Genomic DNA, 1,927 nt, shown 5'->3' with positions numbered 1-1,927 from the left:
GTCCTCGACGACAACTGAATCCTCGGGCACCGAGGCGATGATCTCCGCGCGGCGCTTGCCCACCAACGGGTGGACGATGCCGTTCAGCTTTTGGCGCGCCTCGTCATCCCGGAAGGCCTTGGCGGCCAACGCGGGACGATCCAGCGATCCGTCGGGAAGCAGGATGTCGTCGCCGAACGCTTCGACAAGCGCCTTGAGGCCCTCGGTGCCCGGCTGGACCACCTCGCGCGCGATGACGTCGCCGTCGACGATGACCGCACCGCATTTCGCGAAGGTGGCCGACAGCGCCGACTTGCCGGCGCCGATGCCACCGGTCAACCCGATACGCAGCATGCGGTGAGAGCTGTCAGGAGAAGGTCACGCGTTGCCGGCGAGCTTCTCCCGCAGAGCGGCCAATTGGGCGTCGCTGGCCAGCGACCCGCCGGCCTCCTTCTCCGAAGGCGTGCCGTTACCCGACGACTGCTCGGTGCCGTGCCCGGCCGCCTCGGCCGCGGCGAACTTCTCCATCTGCGCGGTGTGCATCTTGTGCCGGCGTTCGGCCTCGGCGTAGCGGGCCTCCCACTCGGTGCGCTGCTTGTCGAATCCCTCGAGCCACTCGTTGGTCTCGGCGTCGAAGCCCTCGGGGAAGATGTAGTTGCCCTGCTCGTCGTAGCTGTCGGCCATGCCGTACTTGCTCGGGTCGAACTCCTCGGTGTAGTCCTCGTTGGCCTGCTTGAGGCTCAACGAGATGCGGCGCCGCTCCAAGTCGATGTCGATGACCTTGACCATCGCGTCGTCGCCGACCTGCACCACCTGGTCGGGCACCTCGACGTGGCGCTCGGCCAGCTCGGAGATGTGCACCAGGCCCTCGATGCCCTCCTCGACGCGCACGAACGCGCCGAACGGCACCAGCTTGGTGACCTTGCCCGGGACGATCTGGCCGATCGCGTGCGTGCGCGCGAAGTGACGCCAGGGATCTTCCTGAGTTGCCTTGAGCGACAACGAAACCCGCTCACGATCCATGTCGACGTCGAGAACCTCGACGGTCACCTCGTCGCCGACCTGGACGACCTCGGACGGGTGATCGATGTGTTTCCACGACAGCTCGGACACGTGCACCAGGCCGTCGACGCCGCCGAGATCGACGAACGCGCCGAAGTTGACGATCGAACTGACCACACCCTTGCGGATCGCGCCCTTCTGCAGCTGGTTGAGGAACTCGCTGCGCACCTCGGACTGCGTCTGCTCCAGCCAGGCACGGCGGGACAGCACCACGTTGTTGCGGTTCTTGTCCAGCTCGATGATCTTCGCCTCGAGCTCCTTGCCGATGTAGGGCTGCAGGTCGCGCACGCGGCGCATCTCGACCAGCGAGGCGGGCAGGAAGCCGCGCAGCCCGATGTCGAGGATCAGACCACCCTTGACGACCTCGATGACGGTGCCCTTGACGGCCTCGTCCTTCTCCTTGAGCTCCTCGATCGTGCCCCAGGCGCGCTCGTACTGGGCGCGCTTCTTGGACAGGATCAGCCGACCCTCTTTGTCCTCTTTGGTGAGAACGAGCGCCTCGACCTCGTCGCCGACGGACACCACTTCATTGGGGTCGACGTCGTGCTTGATCGAGAGCTCGCGGGACGGGATGACACCTTCGGTCTTGTAGCCGATGTCGAGCAGGACTTCGTCACGGTCAACCTTGACGATCGTCCCTTCCACGATGTCCCCATCGTTGAAGTATTTGATTGTTTTGTCGATGGCGGCGAGAAAGTCCTCGCTCGAGCCGATGTCGTTGACGGCTACTTGCGGCGAGGTGACGGAGGGACTTGGCATGTTGTTGGGTTGCTCCGGACAGGTTAGGTCGTAGGGACTGGTGGCATGATGATACTCGCGATCTGGTCGCGACTCACCCGTCGAGGCTACTCGACCGTGTACCTGCTGGACAAACTTGGTCCAGAAG

At 64.6% G+C, this 1,927-nt stretch carries 2 protein-coding genes; both read right to left on the bottom strand.

Features of this window, described 5'->3' with window-relative positions; all coding sequences use genetic code 11:
- The coding region (coaE, locus tag WB402_RS13460; RefSeq protein WP_424208700.1) for a dephospho-CoA kinase at nt 1–333 on the bottom strand (333 nt) is incomplete at its 3' end.
- 24 nt (nt 334–357) lie between these two features.
- Entirely contained in the window at nt 358–1,800 is a 1,443-nt protein-coding gene (rpsA, locus tag WB402_RS13455; protein ID WP_424208702.1) for a 30S ribosomal protein S1, read from the bottom strand.
- Nucleotides 1,801–1,927: the final 127 nt, after the last annotated feature.

This window comes from Sulfuricaulis sp. (genome assembly GCF_049587675.1).
Taxonomy (GTDB): domain Bacteria; phylum Pseudomonadota; class Gammaproteobacteria; order Acidiferrobacterales; family Sulfurifustaceae; genus Sulfuricaulis.
The sequence above is the reverse complement of the archived record's forward strand: the minus strand, read 5'-3'. Positions and strand labels throughout refer to the sequence as shown.